Origin of the sequence: Paracoccus homiensis (assembly GCF_900111675.1) — a bacterium.
GTDB lineage: Bacteria > Pseudomonadota > Alphaproteobacteria > Rhodobacterales > Rhodobacteraceae > Paracoccus > Paracoccus homiensis.
In genome coordinates, this window is the sequence record NZ_FOHO01000030.1 from 1 (window position 1) to 15,647 (window position 15,647).

At 64.4% G+C, this 15,647-nt stretch carries 14 protein-coding genes and 3 pseudogenes; 8 read left to right on the plus strand and 9 right to left on the minus strand.

The genetic code is table 11. The annotated features are described in order from the left end of the window. Nucleotides 1–289, minus strand: a pseudogene (locus BMX67_RS18970) (transposase); the annotation flags it as partial. Nucleotides 290–463: 174 nt separating this feature from the next. Here BMX67_RS18970 and BMX67_RS19720 point away from each other — a divergent pair. Beyond that, nucleotides 464–619, plus strand: coding sequence for a hypothetical protein (locus tag BMX67_RS19720; protein ID WP_175479991.1), 156 nt, complete (start codon nucleotides 464–466; stop codon nucleotides 617–619). Nucleotides 620–993: 374 nt separating this feature from the next. On the opposite strand, the pseudogene BMX67_RS19440 reads toward BMX67_RS19720, so the two are convergent. After that, a pseudogene (locus tag BMX67_RS19440) lies at nucleotides 994–1,119 on the minus strand (IS3 family transposase); the annotation flags it as partial. A 213-nt stretch (nucleotides 1,120–1,332) separates the two neighbouring features. Next, complete coding sequence (locus BMX67_RS19445) at nucleotides 1,333–1,587, minus strand: hypothetical protein (protein WP_139206585.1); 255 nt, start codon at nucleotides 1,585–1,587, stop codon at nucleotides 1,333–1,335. A gap of 614 nt (nucleotides 1,588–2,201) precedes the next feature. Between BMX67_RS19445 and BMX67_RS18980 the strand changes: the two genes are divergently transcribed. After that, the gene (locus BMX67_RS18980) at nucleotides 2,202–3,341 is read left to right on the plus strand and encodes a CobW family GTP-binding protein (protein WP_090738255.1); all 1,140 of its coding nucleotides are present in this window, start codon (nucleotides 2,202–2,204) and stop codon (nucleotides 3,339–3,341) included. A 215-nt stretch (nucleotides 3,342–3,556) separates the two neighbouring features. Here BMX67_RS18980 and BMX67_RS18985 read toward each other — a convergent pair whose 3' ends face one another. The 3 genes from BMX67_RS18985 to hisI all read right to left on the minus strand — a co-directional run bounded on the left by BMX67_RS18985 (nucleotide 3,557) and on the right by hisI (nucleotide 6,049). Continuing rightward, the gene (locus BMX67_RS18985) at nucleotides 3,557–4,744 is read right to left on the minus strand and encodes a CobW family GTP-binding protein (protein WP_090738257.1); all 1,188 of its coding nucleotides are present in this window, start codon (nucleotides 4,742–4,744) and stop codon (nucleotides 3,557–3,559) included. An 89-nt stretch (nucleotides 4,745–4,833) separates the two neighbouring features. Continuing rightward, nucleotides 4,834–5,607 (minus strand): bifunctional diaminohydroxyphosphoribosylaminopyrimidine deaminase/5-amino-6-(5-phosphoribosylamino)uracil reductase RibD, encoded by a 774-nt coding sequence (ribD, locus tag BMX67_RS18990; protein WP_217645923.1) that lies wholly within the window; start codon nucleotides 5,605–5,607, stop codon nucleotides 4,834–4,836. Next, entirely contained in the window at nucleotides 5,576–6,049 is a 474-nt protein-coding gene (hisI, locus tag BMX67_RS18995; RefSeq protein WP_090738261.1) for a phosphoribosyl-AMP cyclohydrolase, read from the minus strand. The genes ribD and hisI overlap by 32 nt, the downstream gene beginning before the upstream one ends. 166 nt (nucleotides 6,050–6,215) lie before the next feature. Between hisI and cysS the strand changes: the two genes are divergently transcribed. From cysS to BMX67_RS19015, 4 genes are all read left to right on the plus strand, one after another. Continuing rightward, complete coding sequence (gene cysS / locus BMX67_RS19000) at nucleotides 6,216–7,580, plus strand: cysteine--tRNA ligase (protein ID WP_090738263.1); 1,365 nt, start codon at nucleotides 6,216–6,218, stop codon at nucleotides 7,578–7,580. 69 nt (nucleotides 7,581–7,649) lie between these two features. Then, nucleotides 7,650–9,605 (plus strand): threonine--tRNA ligase, encoded by a 1,956-nt coding sequence (thrS, locus tag BMX67_RS19005; protein ID WP_090738265.1) that lies wholly within the window; start codon nucleotides 7,650–7,652, stop codon nucleotides 9,603–9,605. Next, nucleotides 9,602–10,090 carry a phosphoribosyl-AMP cyclohydrolase gene (locus BMX67_RS19010; RefSeq protein WP_090738266.1) on the plus strand — a complete coding sequence of 163 codons (489 nt, stop codon included), beginning with the start codon at nucleotides 9,602–9,604 and terminating at the stop codon, nucleotides 10,088–10,090. Before thrS ends, BMX67_RS19010 begins: the two co-directional genes overlap by 4 nt. Further along, the gene (locus BMX67_RS19015) at nucleotides 10,087–10,734 is read left to right on the plus strand and encodes a DUF1826 domain-containing protein (RefSeq protein ID WP_090738268.1); all 648 of its coding nucleotides are present in this window, start codon (nucleotides 10,087–10,089) and stop codon (nucleotides 10,732–10,734) included. Before BMX67_RS19010 ends, BMX67_RS19015 begins: the two co-directional genes overlap by 4 nt. A gap of 24 nt (nucleotides 10,735–10,758) precedes the next feature. Here the strand turns inward: BMX67_RS19015 and BMX67_RS19020 are convergent, their stop codons facing one another. Beyond that, nucleotides 10,759–11,775, minus strand: a complete 1,017-nt coding sequence (locus BMX67_RS19020; protein WP_090738270.1) for a GlxA family transcriptional regulator — start codon at nucleotides 11,773–11,775, stop codon at nucleotides 10,759–10,761. A gap of 122 nt (nucleotides 11,776–11,897) precedes the next feature. On the opposite strand from BMX67_RS19020, the gene BMX67_RS19025 reads away from it, so the two are divergent. Next, nucleotides 11,898–13,061 (plus strand): S-(hydroxymethyl)glutathione dehydrogenase/class III alcohol dehydrogenase, encoded by a 1,164-nt coding sequence (locus BMX67_RS19025; protein WP_090738272.1) that lies wholly within the window; start codon nucleotides 11,898–11,900, stop codon nucleotides 13,059–13,061. A gap of 99 nt (nucleotides 13,062–13,160) precedes the next feature. Here BMX67_RS19025 and BMX67_RS19030 read toward each other — a convergent pair whose 3' ends face one another. Then, the gene (locus BMX67_RS19030; RefSeq protein WP_245739532.1) at nucleotides 13,161–14,375 is read right to left on the minus strand and encodes a metallochaperone AztD; all 1,215 of its coding nucleotides are present in this window, start codon (nucleotides 14,373–14,375) and stop codon (nucleotides 13,161–13,163) included. A gap of 324 nt (nucleotides 14,376–14,699) precedes the next feature. On the opposite strand from BMX67_RS19030, the pseudogene BMX67_RS19035 reads away from it, so the two are divergent. Further along, nucleotides 14,700–15,134: pseudogene (locus BMX67_RS19035) on the plus strand (transposase); the annotation flags it as partial. A 114-nt stretch (nucleotides 15,135–15,248) separates the two neighbouring features. On the opposite strand, the gene BMX67_RS19040 reads toward BMX67_RS19035, so the two are convergent. Beyond that, the coding region (locus tag BMX67_RS19040) for a VPLPA-CTERM sorting domain-containing protein (protein ID WP_175479992.1) at nucleotides 15,249–15,647 on the minus strand (399 nt) is incomplete at its 5' end.

Below are 15,647 nucleotides of genomic sequence, written 5' to 3' on the forward strand. Positions count from 1 at the left end.
AACTCTCGGCGTTGAGCTGGCCGGATCATTTTTTTCCGAGCGCCTCCTTCAGCAGGTCGTTCTGCATGCTGACGTCGGCGTACATGCGCTTCAGCCGCCGGTTCTCCTCGGCCATCGCCTTCATCTCGCTGATGAGGCTGGCGTCCATGCCGCCATACTTCGCCCGCCACTTGTACAGCGTGGCGCTGCTCATCCCGTGCTCGCGGCACAGCTCGGCGGCGGGCACACCGCCCTCCATCTGCCGCAGCACGCCCATGATCCGGGCCTCGGTGAATCGTGTCTTCTTCATCGGAATCTCCTCGTTCATCCTGCCGAGAAAATTCTACTTCCGCATCCCCTTAAGATCGGGGGAGATTACCTCCTGACCTTAGGTCGATGGGTCGGTCCGGAGGAAGGGGGCTTCGATCATCGAGACGATCTCGCTTTCGCCCATCTACCTGTACCGCAGTTGATCGATGGCAAGATGGCGACGAACATCAACACGCCCATGCCCGAAGTAGAAGGGTCCGGCGTCAGTGCGTTCGTAGACCAGCTTCACGTGACGGATCCCACCACCACGGACAGCGATTTTGCCAACCCGCAAGACTGGCAGGATCTGTGGACTATCCACTCGCGCTGAGGCTGCGCGCATGAAAACTTCCACGGCGCTGCAGCGCGCCGTGGGGAAGGATCACGCCCTGCGGGCGCTCATTCCGGCACCTGATCCAGCAGCACCGTGGCGGCGCGGCTGACTTGGTGTCGCGTTGCCCTTAAATCGGCTCTGCCTCACTTTGTGTGGCGCAATTTTCCTGAAGCTGGAAAATTCAGGAGGGATAGTTGTGAGCTCTCAGAAGTACTGGTCGCCCAGGAGCGTTGAGCGAAGGGAACCCGGCAGGTAGATTGTATGGGGCAGTCGGACACCAAGCGGCATCTGCCCAGACTGTGGATTGCATACGCGACGTCGTCACGGCTGACGGCGCCGGCGGCTGCAGGATTCGCGAACTTCTTCTTTCAGGCGTAGAGCGAATACGCGCTGACCGCCAATCGCACCGATACTTCCCTGACCGGGTAACCCCGGTCGGTGATCCACGCGACCGCGTCGCGCTTGAACTCATATCTGCACTTGCCGCTGCTCAACATGGCCTCCTAGCCTCAAAATTAGCGAAGATGGCGTTCACGATACACGGGGCTATCCAGTGCCGTATGGTGTTGTTGTAGAATGGTGGCCTGCGGCGTAAGGGCCCTTTTTCTCGATCGTTCGAGACGGTCAGCTGAGAGGGGATCAGCCAGTTCGCGACGGGGCACTCCGTCGACCGGCCGACCGCAGTGTCGGCACGTCGTCCCCGCTATTTCTCATATCAGCGCGGAAACGTCAGCCGCCGTCACCTTCTCCGCAGGCTTGTGGATGACGAAGCGGGACTCGACCAGCGCAAGGTTCACAAGCCGGATTTCGGTCGCAGGTCCGGGGCAATCCGGGTCGGGACATTCGATGCCGCGAACAGAGACCAGATGAGCGGTCCCTCGGCCCAGGCGGTCCCGCACCAGCCGCTTGACCCGCTGTCGGTGCCACAGATCCCTCGCCGTTCTTAGGGCGCCCGGATCGCTCATGTCGGATCAGACGGTGCCATAGCTGCAGTATCGCGGCATATCATCGCGGTGATTGGCACGCGCGAGGGAGCAGTTGTAAGTGACAGCCCGCCCACTGAACTTTTAAGGCCGCCCGAGACCGGAGGGGCAAGATCGGCTTCATCACGATGCGGCACCGCGCGACAAGGGCTAGACCGGTGGCGCTCATGCCGGAATGCGCTGGAAACGGTCCCTCCGGCACGCGGTCCGAGCGGATGCTGCTCCGCGGCGATAGGCGCCTTGGGCATCTTCGGGACCAAGCGGGCAATTACCCTGTTGCCCCACAGTACTTGTGGGGCGCGGCTGAAATGAAGCGCCCTGCCGGTTTCTGTGGTCGAACGAAGGACTGCCGCACCCGTCCAGCGCGGCAAGAGAAACTCGCCGCTGGCAGCATCCGCGACGATCCAGGGCAGCAGATCGTCGGCGCCGAACTCGGATTCACGCTCGGGGCTTTTTTCGCCCCGCTCGATGCCTGGTCGCGCACGAAGATCCATCGGTGCCAGCACTCCTTTGTCGCAGTCTTGCAGGTTGATACACTATAACATAGCAGCTAGTGGTACAGGAGTGACCGGAAGTAAAGAGGGGTGCGCAGCGCAATGGCATGGGATCACAACCGCCTGCCCGTCACGGTGTTGACGGGATTCCTGGGTGCCGGAAAGACGACACTTCTGAACCACCTGATCCGCGACCCCGAAGCGGGACGGATCGCCGTGATCATGAACGAATTCGGCGATGTCGGCCTGGACCACGACCTGATCGAGGAAGCGACCGAGGAAACGATCCTGCTGCAGTCGGGATGCCTGTGCTGCGCCCTTCTGGGGGATCTGGCCAAGACACTGGGCGCGCTTCAGGAAAGGCGCAAGGCCGGCGAGGTGGATTTCGACCGGGTCGTGATCGAGACCAGCGGCATCGCCGATCCCGCACCCATCATTCATACGCTGGCATCGGACCGGTTGTTGGCGCAAAGCTTCCGTCTGGACGGCGTGGTCACGCTGGCGGACGCGGCCACCGGGTTGGGCACGCTGGATCGGCAGTTCGAAGCCGTGCAGCAGGTTGCCATGGCAGATGTGCTGATCCTGTCCAAGACCGACCTGACCGACGCCGTCACCCTCGGCCGCTTCGAGACAAGGCTTGCGGGAGTCAACGCCAGTGCCGCGCAAATTCACGCCCGGCACGGCCACGTGCCGCCAGGCACGCTGTTCGGCCTGTCCGCCATGCGGCTGGGGGCAGGTGCGTCCGAAATCGACGCATGGTTGGGACTGATGGAGCAGACGACCAAGGCCGATCCACTGGCGGGGCTCTCGGGTCTGAAGGCACGCCCTGATACGCCTGCCCCGTTCAGCCCGGCTGCGCCGGTCCACCGGGGCCGGCACGACCAGCGCATCGTCTCTGCCTCGATCGAGGTCGAGAAGCCGATCCCCGCAGAGGTTTTCGATCTTTGGCTGGATACGCTGATCGCCTTCAAGGGGCCGAACATCCTGCGCATGAAGGGGCTTCTGCATGTGGAGGGTCTGCAATATCCCTTCGTGTTTCATGGCGTGCAGCACATCTTCGACGCGCCGGTGCCTTTCAAGGCATGGTCGGGGGATGACACTACCAGCCGGGTCGTGATCATCGCCCGTGACATGGAGGAGGCCGAGCTGAAGGCAAGCTTCGACATGCTACTGATGACGCCGCAGGATAAGCACGAAGCCCCTGGCGGAATGATGACAGAAACCGTCGAGATGCCGTTCTGACCGGATGTGCTAACGTCGATGCCGTCCGCACGGCCAAAAAGGGACGCTCAAAGGACCGCATCAGCGTCTTTTCTGGCCGTCGCGGACCGGGCATTCAGGCCTGTTTCGGCGTCATGATCCGCGTCGTCGCAGGACAGACCGTAAGCGGCTTCGTCCGCGTCGACCTTGGAACCTTCGCGGCTCGAAGTCGTGCAGAGGGCTTGCAAAGCGTATGCTCAATCCCGTGACGTGACGCGCCCGCCGATCCTTGACGCGATCTCGGACGCCGATTCCAGCCGGGCGGAAACGTCATCCACTGCCCTGCCTCCCCGCACGAAGGATTGCATGATCGCGGACAGTCCCGGTTTCGCAGCGCCTTTTCCCAAGGCCAGCCTGTCGAAATCCCCTCGAATGCGCCCTTCGTTCAGACCCGTGCCGATCACGACCAGTCGGCTCTGCGCTGTTCCGCCGGGCCATCCGTCCTGGCGCTGGATCGGGTATATCCGGTGGCCCACCGCATGGACCACCGCAGGTCGGGAGGGATCATCGGTCAGCCCCACCAGCCCCTTGGCACGCAGCAGCACATTGCCCGGATGCGTCGAGATCCGCTTCAGAAACTCTGCCAGTGCCGCCTGCGCCATGGGCCGGTCCGTGATCAGGGGCACTGCAACGACATCACCGTGCCGGTTGAGACCATCGAAATTGCCGTGATGTTCATGCGCCCCCGCCCTGGCCTCGGCAGCCAGCCAGCCCTCGACCCCCTCGCCCTTGCCGAATGCCTGATAGCTTCCCGGCGCGAACAACCTGACCAGATCGGCATCCGGGGCCGTCGCGTTGTGCACCTGCAGGCCGGGGTTCACGGCCCGAAGCCGCACGGGCCAGTCACCCACACCGGAGATGCCGGTATGCGTCAGGACCGCATGATCGGCAAAGGCGATCTGGCGCAGGCTCTCGGGGTGGTTGGCAAGGGCGGATTCGATGCCCTCGACATTGACCACGGTGATGACCGCCGAAAGGCGAAATGCCCGCGCAACCGCGTGATCGGCCCATGAACGCGCGTCGATGCCACCGGGGATGAGGCTGTTGATGATGGGTGCCGGATCGGCCAGCCCCGTGGTCTCGATGATGACGCGGCTGAAAGGCGGAAGCGCGCCGGATTTGCGGCCCTCCAGAAGCTGGTTCAGCGACGAGCGCAGGTCGCTGCCGGCCGTGCAGCAGATGCAGCCGGTCGTCGTCACCATGGGCGCCTCGCGGCCCTCCTGCACAAGATCATGATCGATGGGCACCAGCCCGAACTCGTTGATGACAAGCGCCGAGTCCTTCAGTCCATCATCCTGCATCAGTCGGTTCAGCAGCGTCGTCTTTCCGGCCCCCAGAAAGCCCGTCAGCAGATAGACGGGCAACTGGTCATTGGTGTGTCGCATGAGGCATTTACCCGTATTCGGACAGATGTCGATCCGGCAGGGCCGGGCCTGGACGGCGCCAGACAAGACATGTCGTTAGCTGCACCGGATCATGCATTGATCCCGAACTTTCGATCAAGAAGCCCCGATCCGAACGTGTCGGGGGACATGACCATGCCATCATCCGCGTCCTGTAATCCCGCGGCCTGCAGATCGCCCTGCCAGATGGCGACCGAGGTCAGCCCCAGACCGCCCAGGTCCCGCAGCAGGCCCTTTCCGCGATGCAGCTTCGGCGTCGGGCGCCCGTCCCGGGCTACGACCTGCACCCCGTCCCCCACAATCCGCAGCAGTGCATCGACCCCCGCCGGAACCTCGACCGCAAGGGCCGCGAGGACCAGCAGTTCGGGCACGCCATGGCGAACCCGGCGGAAGAAACCCGACATGATCCGCCGCGCCTCGGTCGCGCCCTGCCCGACCTCCAGCTTCACACCGGCGCCCAACAGCCGTGCAAAGCCCCCGCCATCGACCCTCGGATCCGGGTCGCGGATCGCGCAGACCACGCGGGCGATGCCCGCCTCGATGATCGCATCCGCACAGGGCGGGGTCCGACCCCAGTGGCAGCAGGGTTCGAGCGTGACATGCATCGTGGCGCCCCGCGCTGTGCGACCGGCCCTGTCGATGGCCTGCCGTTCGGCATGCGGGCGTCCGCCCGGATGGGTGGCCGCCTCGGCCAGCACGACGCCGTCGCGATGGATGACGCAGCCGACCGGAGGATTGGGCCAGACCAGCCCCCGCACGCCTGCCGCCAGATCCAGCGCCCGGCGCATCCAAGGATCGAGGTGCCCGCCCCCGTCAAAGCTGGGTTGGATTGGGAGCGTCTCCATAGACCTCTGCCGGATCGAATGTCTTGCCGTCTTCGCGGAATTGCAGGGCCTGATCCGATCCGGCCCCGACGGGCAGCGCCCGATAGAAGCACGAACGGTAGCCGACATGGCACGAGGCCCCGTTGCCCGCGACCTCGACCCGCAGCCACACGGCATCCTGATCGTCGTCGATCCGTGCTTCGACCACCTTCTGAACCAGCCCCGATGTCGCACCCTTGTGCCAAAGGGCCTGGCGCGCGCGGCTGAAGTAATGCGCCTCGCCGGTCAGCAGCGTCTTTTCCAGCGCCAGGGCATTCATCCAGCCCAGCATCAGCACCTCGCCCGAACGGGCATCGGTTGTGACACAGGGCATCAGGCCCCGATCGTCGAATTTGGGGGCAAGCTCGGTGCCTTCCTCGACCTGCTCGACCGAGGTTCTCTGCCCGAAATTCAGCTTATCCACGCCATCCTCTTGCGTTAGGTGATATCATAACATAATCCGTCTGACCTACGAGAACGGCGATGTAAAGGGGAATGGACCGGTTCGGGTGCCGACAAGGCAGGCATGCCAGCAGCCCGACCGGAAGCGATCCCCGACATCCCAAACCGAGAAATGAGGGTCCAGGGCGATGTTGCAGCTCTTCAACTCCATGGGTCGCAAGGTCGAACCCTTCGTGCCGCAAGATCCCGATCATGTCAGGATGTATGTCTGCGGACCGACGGTCTATTCATATGCCCATATCGGCAATGCCCGGCCCGCCGTCGTCTTCGACGTGCTGGCCCGCGTGCTGAGGGAACGCCATCCGCATGTGACCTATGCCCGCAACATCACGGATGTGGACGACAAGATCATCGCCGCAGCCCAAGCCCAGGACACGACCTGCGATGCGATCGCCGCGCGGTTCGCGCAGGCCTATCACGAAGACCTTGCCGCGCTTGGTGTCAGCCCGCCGGATCTGGAACCCCGCGCGACCGATCACATTCCGCAGATGATCGCGCTGATCCAAAGGCTGATCGCGCAAGGGCACGCCTATGCCGCGCAGGATCATGTCCTCTACGAGGTCGCGAGCTTTGCCGCCTATGGCCGCCTGTCGGGTGCCGATCCGCAAGAGATGCTGGCAGGCGCGCGCGTCGAGGTGGCGTCGTCGAAGCGCGACCCGCGTGATTTCGTCCTGTGGAAACCCTCGCGGCCCGGTCAGCCCGGCTGGGACAGCCCCTGGGGCTTCGGGCGACCGGGATGGCATATCGAATGTTCCGCCATGATCGCCCAGCATCTGGGGGAGGATATCGATATCCATGGCGGCGGTATCGACCTGCGCTTTCCCCATCACGAGAACGAGATCGCGCAGGGCACGCGGGCGCGTCACTGGGTCCATAACGGCCATGTCACCGTGTCCGGCGCGAAGATGTCGAAATCCCTGGGCAATGTCCTTCGGGTCCGGGACCTTCTGGCCGACACACCCGGCGAGGCTCTGCGCTATGCCCTGCTGAGCGCGCATTACCGACAACCGCTGGACTGGACGCCGAAGACGACAGGGGCGTCCCGCGCCGCCCTGGACAGGCTGTATGGCGTTCTGCGCGATATCCGCGTGAACGGGGCAAGGGAGGGCGACAAGGCGCAGGTACATGCCCCGGATCTGGCAGATGTCCGATCCGCGCTGGAGGACGACCTGAACACGCCGCTGGCCCTTGCGGCCCTGCATGGGCTGGCTGCGCGCGCAAGGGGCGAAACCGATCCGAAGCGCCGGATCCAGCTTGCGGCCGCGCTGCGCAAGGCCGGGGGCTGGCTTGGCCTTCTGCAGCGGGATCCTTCCTGCTGGTCGCGCCGGGGCGATCTGGATACCGACCGCATCGATGCCATCGTGGCCGCCCGCAGCGCGGCACGCGCCGATGGCGAATGGGATCGGGCCGATGCCCTGCGCCGGGAACTCGACGCCATGGGGATCGAGCTGGAGGACGCCGGAAACACCAGCCGATGGCGGGTCCGCGCATGACCGCGATCCGATGCGGCCCTTTGATGCAGACGCCGCCAACCGACATGATTGCCCTTTGAGAGAGCCACAATGGTCCGAGTTCACCTGCCCGATGGGGCGACACGGGAAATCGCCCCCGCCAGCACCGCTGCCGACCTGGCAGCCTCGATCAGCCCCAGCCTTGCCAAGCGCATGGTCGCCGCCGCCATCGACGGACAGGTGCGGGATCTGTCGACCCCCCTGCCCGATGGGGCAACCGTCGAACTGATCGGGCGTGACGACCCGCGCGCCCTGGAGCTGATCCGCCACGACCTGGCCCATGTGCTGGCCGAGGCTGTGCAATCGCTCTGGCCCGGCACGAAGACCGCGATCGGCCCGGCGATCGAGCACGGGTTCTACTATGATTTCGAACGCGACACGCCCTTCACCCCGGAAGACCTGCCGGTGATCGAACAAAGGATGCGCGAGATCATCGCAGCCAGGACACCCTTCACCTGCGAGGAATGGAGCCGCGACGACGCCCGCGCGCATTTTCACGCGGCGGGCGAGACCTACAAGCTGGCGCTGCTGGATGCGATCCCCGAGGGGGAACCGGTAAAGATCTACCGCCAGGGCGAGTGGCTGGACCTGTGCCGCGGTCCGCATATGCGGACGACGGGCGATGCGGGCACGGCGTTCAGGCTGACCCGCGTGGCCGGCGCCTATTGGCGCGGCGACAGCAACAATCCGATGCTCAGCCGGATCTACGGCGTGGCCTTCGCCGACAAGGCGACCCTGGACGCGCACATGACCATGATGGCCGAGGCCGAGAAGCGCGATCACCGCCGGCTGGGGCGCGAAATGAACTTGTTCCATTTCGAGGAGGTCGCGCCGGGGTCCGTCTTCTGGCATCCCAAGGGCTGGCGCCTGTTCCAGACGCTGATCGGCTACATGCGCGACCGGCAGGAACAGGCGGGCTATGTCGAGGTCAATTCCCCCGACATCATGGATCGCACCCTGTGGGAAACATCCGGGCATTGGCAGAACTATCGCGCCAACATGTTCCTGGCCGAAACGGTGGACGATCGCGAGTATGCGCTGAAGCCGATGAACTGCCCGGGCCACATGCTGATCTACGGGCAAGGCACCAAAAGCTATCGCGACCTGCCGCTGAAGCTGGCCGAGTTCGGCAAGGTGCATCGCTATGAACCGTCGGGTGCGCTGCACGGCCTGCTGCGCGTGCGCAGCTTCACGCAGGACGACGCCCACATCTACTGCACCCCCGACCAGCTGACCGAGGAATGCCTGAAGGTCAACGATCTGGTGCTGTCGATCTATCGCGATTTCGGCTTCGAGGATGTGCGCATCAAGCTGTCGACCCGACCCGAGAACCGCATCGGCAGCGACGAAAGCTGGGATCGCTCGGAGGCCGCGCTGCGCGAGGCGCTGGACCGCGCGGGGCATCCCTACACGATCTTCGAGGGCGAAGGCGCCTTCTACGGTCCGAAACTGGAATACGTGCTGCGCGACGCCATCGGGCGCGACTGGCAATGCGGTACGCTGCAGGTGGACTTCAACCTGCCCGAACGTTTCGGCACCACCTATGTCGCCCCCTCGGGCGAGAAGCTGGCGCCCGTGATGCTGCATCGGGCGCTGTTCGGATCGCTCGAAAGGTTCACGGGCATCCTGATCGAACACCATGCGGGCCACCTGCCGCTGTGGCTGGCGCCCGTTCAGGCCGTGGTCGCGACGGTGACGGGGGCCGCCGACGATTGGGCCGCCGAGGTTGCGCGAACGCTGAAGGCCGCGGGCCTGCGCGTGGAGACCGATCTTCGCAACGAGAAGATCGGCTACAAGGTCCGCGAGCACGCATTGGCCAAGATCCCCGTGCAGATCGCCCTTGGCGGTCGCGAGGCCGAGGAAAGGACCGTCACTATCCGTCGCCGCGGGGCAACCGACACGACGACGCTTTCGCTTGAAGACGCCGTGCAGCTATTGATGTCCGAGGCCATGGCGCCCGCGGCCGCACCGAATGAGCAGGTTTCACACGAAGGGATGACCGAATGACCATCACCGAAGAAGAGATCCATCAGGCCCTGGCAACCTGGGGCAACGGCAAGATCGCCATTTCAAAGGCGTTCGAGGACGGCGGGATCGAGGCGGCGCGCAAGGTCGCCTCCGCCAATCTCGACAGCTATTACGGCTACAACCTCGGGCCGGTGCTGTTCAAACCCACGATGGCAAGCGGCGAACAGACGTTCCGCCCGACCAAGCCGGGGGCGCTTGCCTATTTCTGCGGTCATTCGGACGAATATCCGTTGGACAATGGCTTCGCGATCATGGGCTGGCGGGCGTGCGAACACGTCACCTCGGCCATGTTCATCCAGGGCGACATCGCCATGTGGATGGGCTGGATCCGGCTGACCAACAAGGACGGGTCCGTCACCACCGTGGACAAGAGCTTCGGCTACAAGAAGGACGAGACAGGCACCTTGCGGATCGTGCTGCACCATTCCTCGCTGCCCTATCAGCCGCCAGTGGGGACGTCATGACCATCACGACGCCCTGCGAACTGGACCGATGCACCCGTTTCGTTTCCGGCCCGGACGGTCTGGCGGCCATCCACCAGTCCGGAACCGCCGCTGCATTGTGGAAGCGGACACCGCTCAGCGGCTTTCAGGCGTGGATCGACGCCCTGCCGCCCGAGCAACTGCCGCGGGCGCGCATCATCCTGAGACCCGAGGCGGTATGCGATGCGCTGATCGAGATCACGCGTGCCTGCGGCACCCCGGATTGCCCCGAGCGGAACATGCTGATCGAGGATGCCTCGGCCCTGGCTGCGATCTTTGCGGACGTGATGGACTGCGACTACCTGCAGTTGCGGCTGGATGTCATCCAGACCGACGCCTGCCGCAAGTTCCATGTCGACGCGGTGACGGCCCGGCTGATCTGCACCTATCGCGGTACGGGGACGCAATACGGCGTTTCGGCGACCGGAGACGATCCCGGAACGGTCATGACCGTTCCGACCGGATCACCCATCGTTCTGCGCGGCACGGGCTGGCCCGAGAACCCGCCCGCCGGACTGCTGCACCGTTCGCCCCCGATCGCGGGAACAGGCGAGACGCGCCTGCTGCTGGTGCTGGATCCGGTGGACGATCCCCAGAGGGCCGCCGATACTGCCCATGTCCACTGATCGCAGCACCGGGGCAGGCCTCGTTCAGGTTCCGGCGGTCGCAAAGCGGGCGCGATAGTCCCGCGGCGACAGGGAAAAGCGGCGGCGAAAGGCCTTGCGCATCTGACCGTCGGTCCTGAAGCCCGCGCGAAAGGCGACCGTCTTCAGCGGCAGGTCCGTATCCAGCAGCAGCGCCTTGGCCGTGTCGCATCGCAGGCTCTCGAGCGTGGCCATCGGCGAGGCATCGATCTCGGCGGCGAAGGCGCGGCTGAGGCTGCGCACGCTCATCCCGTGTTCGGTGGCGATATCATCCAGGGTCAGGGGCTGGTCGAGCCGTGCACCCATCCAGGCCAGCACGTCCTTCATGCTGCTCGGCCCGGTCCCCTGCCCCGCCATCTGGCCGGTCAGCAGCGTGCTGAACTGCGACTGTCCGCCCGGCCGCTTCAGGTACATCACCATGTCGCGCGCCACGGCCAGCGCGATGTCGCGGCCATAGTCTTGCTCGACGAAGGCAAGGGTCAGGTCGATGGCAGCCGTCACCCCTGCCGAGGTCCAGAAGCTGCCCGCCTGCACGAAGATCGCATCGGCATCGACCTCGACTTTTGAAAAACGCTGGCGCAGCCGGTCCGCATAATTCCAGTGGGTCGCGGCGCGCCTGCCATCCAGCAGACCAGCCTCGGCCAGAAAGAACGACCCCGTGCACAGCGCCGCGCAGCGCGGCACCTTCGGGCCGCTGTCCCGGCACCATCCGACCAGCGCGGTTTCCCGCGCCAGCGCATCCTCGATCCGCGCCGCCCCGGCGATCAGCACCGTATCAGCGCGGCCCAGATCACGAAGTGCGACGGTGGCCTCGAGCGACATCAGCGTGTCCGACGGAACCGGCCCCGCCTCGGGCGCGGCGATCACCACGTCATAGCCCCCCGGACGCCCTGCGGCGGCCAGATGCTGCGCCGCATAGCCGAACACGCTGAGAGGACCCGTCGCCTCCAGCGTCTTGAAGCCGGGGTAAACGATCAGCGCAATTTGCCGCCTCTGGTCGGCGCCCTCGGTCTGATCATGCATCGCTCTGTCCTGTGGTGGCCGATATGGCCCGCTGATTGGCTGAAAAGCGCGGGTCGGAACGCTCGCGGCAAGGATGTTACTATGTAACACTCATACCCCGCACAACAAGAAGGAACCGCATCATGAAGATCCGCGCCGCCGTCGCCTGGGAGGCGAACCGCCCGCTGGAAATCGAGGAGATCGACCTTGATGGCCCGAAGGAGGGCGAGGTCCTGATCCGCATCGTGACCACCAGCCTGTGCCATACCGACATGTTCACCCTGTCGGGGGCCGATCCCGAAGGGCTGTTCCCGGCTGTGCTGGGCCATGAAGCCGTAGGCATCGTCGAGGAACTGGGCGCAGGGGTCACTTCGGTCAAGCCGGGCGACCACGTCATCCCGCTCTATACCCCCGAAGATCCGAACTGCCCCTATATCAAGTCTGGCAAGACCAACCTTTGCCAGACCATTCGCAAGACGCAAGGCGCGGGCGTCATGCCCGACGGCACGTCCCGCTTCAGCTACAAGGGGAAGATGATCCATCACTACATGGGGACTTCGACCTTTGCGGAATACACCGTGCTGCCCGAAATCGCCGTGGCCAGGATCAGCAAAGACGCGCCCCTGTCGAAGGCGTCGGTGATGGGCTGCGCCATCCCCACCGGCATGGGCGCGGTGCGCAACACCGCCAAGGTCGAGGCAGGCGCGACCGTCGCCGTCTTCGGCCTTGGCGCCGTCGGCATGGCCGTTATCCAGGGCGCGAAGATGCAGGGCGCGTCGCGCATCATCGGTATCGACACCAACCCCGAGAAATTCGCGCTGGCGCGTCAGCTTGGCGCGACCGAGTGCATCAATCCCGCCGACTTCTCTCAGCCGATTCAGGAGGTCATCGTCGAGATCACCAATGGCGGCGTGGACTACAGCTTCGAATGCATCGGCAACGTGAACGTCATGCGGGCGGCGCTTGAATGCTGCCACAAGGGCTGGGGCGAATGCACGGTGATCGGCGTGGCCGGTGCTGGCGAGGAAATCGCGACCCGTCCCTTCCAGCTGGTGACGGGGCGGGTCTGGCGCGGGTCTGCCTTTGGCGGTGTGCTGGGGCGGAGTCAGTTGCCGGGCATGGTCGACGAATGGTTGCGGGGCGATTTCGATGTCGATCCCTACATCACGCATAACATGACGCATGAGCAGATCAACACGGCGTTCGACCTGCTACACGCGGGCAAGTCGATCCGTTCGGTCATCCACTTCCAGCCGTCCGAGACGATGCTGAAAAACTCGCTGCCGGGCGTGATCGTCCCCGCATGACCGCCCCCTGAAAGGGGCAAGTGTCGGCCAGGCACATGGAAAGGGCCCGCCAGGCGCGGGCCCTTTCGCCTTACTGCCGATCTTCGCTGCACCGGCGCGTCAGTGGGTCAGCCCGCTGCCGCCAATCGCGATGATGTTGTAGGGCAGTCCCTCGACGGGAATGGTCGCGGTCTCTTCCAGGCTGGAGGGATCGACCAGCCGCACCAGGCTTTGCAGCGGATCGGTCAGCGCGATGCGATCCCCGGCCACCGCAAGACGCGGGCGCGGATCACGCCAGTCGCCGTCCATGGAATAGGGCTGGGTGATGCCCGCCGAGGCTTCGATCTCTGCCGAGAGCATGTTCAGACGGTGCAGCGTCCCGTCCTCGGTCAGGATATAGGCGTATTGCGGCCTGGCAGGGTCCAGCACAAAATCGACGCGGCGGAAGGGCAGCTCGACGCGGGTGAAGAAGGGCTCGGCCGTGGGGTCGATGATTACCACCGACTGGCGGCCATGATCACCGAGGAAGATCTGCATCGCCGAGGAGCCCAGCAGAGTGCCGGTCTTTTCTTTCGGAAAGTCCTCGGGATAGGGAAGCATGGTGAAATCGGCGCCGTCATCGGCTTCGGACACCGCGATCACCCCTTCCTTGCACCCCGCCAGCAGGTAGTTGCCCGAGAAGGCCTCGCCATGCAGATCGGTGCATGTGGCGACATCGCCGATCAGGGCGCCATCCGCGTCATAAGCCGCGATGCCGACACGGGGCGGTGCGCCGCCATCCGCGACCTCCTCCTCCGAGGCGACAGAACTGACGATAGCGTCCCCCAAGGGGGCGGCGAAACCGTGATGCGCCCGGTTCTGCGCAAACTCCTGAACCTGAAGGGTCCCGTCCTGCAACGCGCCCTCGGCCAGGAACGAGACATAGCCGCCACGATCGAAGTTGATCGCGATCTGGTGATCATGGGTCACGACGTGGAAGGGGCGCGGCCCGGTCAGATGCAAATCCTTCGCTTCCGGATTGCTGATCGAGATGTCGGAATGGTCCCCATGTCCCTCCAGCGCGATGCCGCTGCCAAGGAAATCGACAAGGTCGTGATCCGACTGCACCGCGATCACGGCCTGCCCCGAGGGCGACGCGTAAAGCCGCGACGGCCCGGCAAGATCGAAGCGCCACCGCTGATCCGGCGCGTCACGATCCACCACCGTCACCATGCCGTCTGCCTGATCGGCAATGAACAGCCGCCAAGCAGTCCGATCTTCATCGGCGGCCGCCTTCTGGGCCGTGGCAAGCATCAGCATCGCCGCGACACCCTGCGCCATACGTGTTCTCGACATGGGATAGGTCCTCGTGTTCGTGTCAAATGGCGGGCGGCTCACTGCCGTCGCCGCAGCGCTTCCGCGAAACCCCGGTTGCGGGCGCCCTGCCGCTTCTCATATACGTTATATTATAACGTTTCTACTGCCAAACGGAGTCAGCACAGCCGGCAAACCCACTTGTCTGCCACGGTGCTGTCGGTCGCGGGGCCGGGCAGGCTGAATGCCGCGAGCAAGATCATCGCCTCTCTCCATTCCGGTGCACGGCTCAGTCTGAAGCTTTTGGCCCGCCTCAAGGCCTTGCCCAAGACGGTGCGCGCCATCGCGTGGAAGGGCCAACTGAGGATGATGGAGAACCGTTCCGGTCTGAGTCTGATCGTGCAGGCCGATCTGACGCAGGCGAATGGCCGCGCCGAACGCCGAGCCGCCATCGACATGCTCCATCGCCACTCGCCCGGATCGACCCGGCGCCTGACGTTGGCGGCAGACCGCGGCTACGATAGCGCGGACTTCGTTCCCGAGCTGCGCCAGATGGTGGTGACGCCCAACCTCACCCAGAAGTCTCATCACTCCGCGATCGATGGTCGGACGACCAGACACCCCGGCTATGCCAAATCCCAGCGATGCCGAAAAAAGCACGAAGAGCCTTTTGGCTGGGCCAAGACCGTCGGTGGCCTGACACAGACCATGTATCGCGGCATCGAGCCTGTGCGGGCCCGGTTCACCCTGACAATGGCGGCCTGCAATCTGGCAAGGTTGCCGAAACTGCTCGCGCCCTGACGAGCAAATACGCCGCCGGGTCTGCCTGCCCTCGATACAGTCAACCACGCCATCCGCCCAGAGCGAAGCCGTGCCTCACAGAAGGGTTTTTCAACGGCCTGCTAGAGATTCGAGCTATGCGATTGATTTTCTGCGGCGAAGCAGCCCAAGCCCGGCAATGCTTGTAAGAAGGAAGATTACAGGTGCAGGCACCGGGACTGCGGCAATCGACGGTACGTCCTTAAGAACGAAGCTGTCGATCGTTCCGTTGAATTCCTCGCCACCTGCCCGCACCGAAAAAACGCGCACGTTAGCTTTACCGAAATCGATCCCGGACGACAGATCGTAAGAAGATACGACCCCTCTGTCTCCCAGAGAGTTGTAGACGAAGAGCGACGCGATAGGACTGCCCGATGAGCCAAAGGCGTGAACCGTCCAGCCGTCCTGAAAACGATTTGAATAGCTATAGCGCCCGGTCCTGACCGTGTAATATGCGTCGTTGGCGACGCTGGCATATGATCGCGAAGCATCCAC